This is a genomic window from Nocardia sp. NPDC060220, from assembly GCF_042727815.1.
Classification (GTDB): Bacteria; Actinomycetota; Actinomycetes; order Mycobacteriales; family Mycobacteriaceae; genus Nocardia.
Map to the genome: position 1 here is coordinate 1 of NZ_JBHWZY010001022.1, position 2,186 is coordinate 2,186.

Consider the following 2,186-nt stretch of genomic DNA (forward strand, 5'->3'; position numbering starts at 1 on the left):
CATGGCGGGAAAAAGGCCCCCTGGGTAATACGGCCGCCCATGCGTGATCATGACAAATGCGGTCATGATCACAAGTGCCACCGCGATAAATCGATACGGGCGTAGCGACTCCTGCTTGAAGGCCGCCCAGAATCCGACAGCGAGCAACAATGTGCCCATGATGCCCGCCAAAATGGGAAACTGCGGAAGGAATCCCACCGGGCCGTAGCCGGTGGCGTTCTGCTCGGCTCCGATGACCGCACCCATGGCCAGCTGTGGCCAATTGTGTTGTGACTGCCAGTAAAGAATCGGAATCAGGGACGAGGCGAGGATGCCGGTCGCCACCCACAGCGCGGGGCGACGCAGGACGTCGCGGGGGCCGCACAGGATGACCGCGGTGCCGAGGCACGCCCAGACGATGGGGATCATCCACTTCACCTGCATATCCAGGGCGGCAACCAATCCGGCCACGACGATCAGCCAGTCCTGGCGAGTACGAACCCAGCGTATGAACAGCCAGGTGATCACAGCCGTGAGGGTGGCGTCGAAGGAGAACGTGCTCAGCACGACCTGGTTGGCCGCCAGTCCCGACAACGCGTACGCGGCCGCGGCGAGCATCTGGACACGGTGGCTGCCGCGCAGTTCGTAGGCGATCAGTGCCGCCACCACGACCGCGCACACGCACATCACGACGGCCGGGAAGCGCAGTGCCGTTACCGATCCCGGTGCGAGCTGGTCGGCGAGCCAAGCGAACACGGGCACCACCACGCCCTGATCGGCATAGGTGTAGTCGAGTCGCCTTCCGGCGGACAGGAAATAGAGTTCGTCACCGAAGTAGTCGTAACGGCCTGCCGTCGCGGTCAGCGCGATCGCGGCGATCGAAGCGATCAGCGCGACGCCACGAAAAGCGAACGACGGATGGGTATTCGGTACTTCTTCGGGCTCGGTGCGAGCCTCGATGACCGCTGTCATGAACTGCCTCTGATGCTTTCCAACAGACGCGTTCGACGCCCCCTCCCGTGGTGGCGCCACATCTGTTCGCTGGTGAAACGATTCCTCCCCGGCAGCGAACTTGGTGAGCGCGGGCGCTCGCGGTCCTGCGCGGATCATGTGCTTTACCGAAACGTTACTGCTATTCAGCAGGGTCCGCAAATGCACTGACGTGCACAGTAATAGCCATTTTCGGTGTATCGGCTACCACTTGGGCAGCGTTACCGATGTGACCGAGCTAACGGTTTAAGCAGTTTGCGAATAAGTGAATTCTGCTGCACAGCAAAGTGAAGCTTTCATAATGAAGGAAATTGAAAAGACTATTACTCGCCAGTATTTATTCAATCGACGAATCATGCCAAAACAATTGGGGGCATGCATTCGATCGCTGTCGAGTCTAAGGTGCGTGCCGCAAGGGCACGACGGCCGACATCGGGCCGACACAGAGAAAGGGCCCGGTCAGTGACCGGGCCCTTCTGGGGTGGAGCTAAGGGGAATCGAACCCCTGACCTTCTCGATGCGAACGAGACGCGCTACCAACTGCGCTATAGCCCCGTGCGGCTCTGGTGAACCGCGCTGTGACACTGTATCAGGGGTTGCGCCCCGATACCGAATCGGTACTCTGACCTGCTGTTTTGCGTGGTTACTACCAGCTACTCGCCGACGGCTTGACCGAGGTCTTCGACCCGGTTGCGGAGCGCGCGAGAGGTGGCCGGATCGAAGATCTCGAGGAACTCGAACCTCGGATCCTCGTCGTCGGTGTCGAGCAGGGTGGAGCGGCGGCGCAGGGCGCGTGCGGTGTCACGGTCCATCGTGCGACGGGTGGTGGCCGCCTCCGGGGTGACTTCAGCGGCCTCGTGGCGCTTGCCACGGACCAGGCGGGCAGCGCGCCTGCGGCGGATCTCCTCCTCCACGTGGACCTGCTTGCGCAGGTACGCGAGGTAGCCCGTGAGTACGGCAGCCGACAGCCCGAACGCCCACCAGAACATCGAGTTGAGCAGCAGCCCGAACGCAGCGAACAGGATCAGGCCGATGACCAGACCCATGACCGCGCGCTGACGGAAGCTGTAGCGGGCGGCGCGGGCGATGGCATCAGCCTCGGGGTCGTAGCCACCGCGACCACGGCGCGACGGGGTGAAGTCGTCGTCATCGTCGAATTCGGCGTCGTCCTCGGCCACGAGGTCGTCCAGCCGGGCAGTGCCCACGCGCGGGTGGGA

The 2,186-nt window shown here is 62.7% G+C and carries 2 protein-coding genes and 1 tRNA gene; all 3 read right to left on the minus strand.

The genetic code is table 11. From position 1 onward, the window contains the following. Positions 1-1,137: glycosyltransferase family 39 protein (locus ACFWF3_RS33110; protein ID WP_379317858.1), on the minus strand; the 1,137-nt coding region annotated here is incomplete at its 3' end. A gap of 314 nt (positions 1,138-1,451) precedes the next feature. Continuing rightward, positions 1,452-1,524, minus strand: a tRNA-Ala gene (locus ACFWF3_RS33115). 98 nt (positions 1,525-1,622) lie between these two features. Beyond that, positions 1,623-2,186, minus strand: a 564-nt coding sequence (gene glpR, locus ACFWF3_RS33120; protein ID WP_379317860.1) for a gephyrin-like molybdotransferase receptor GlpR, incomplete at its 5' end; no start/stop codon positions are given.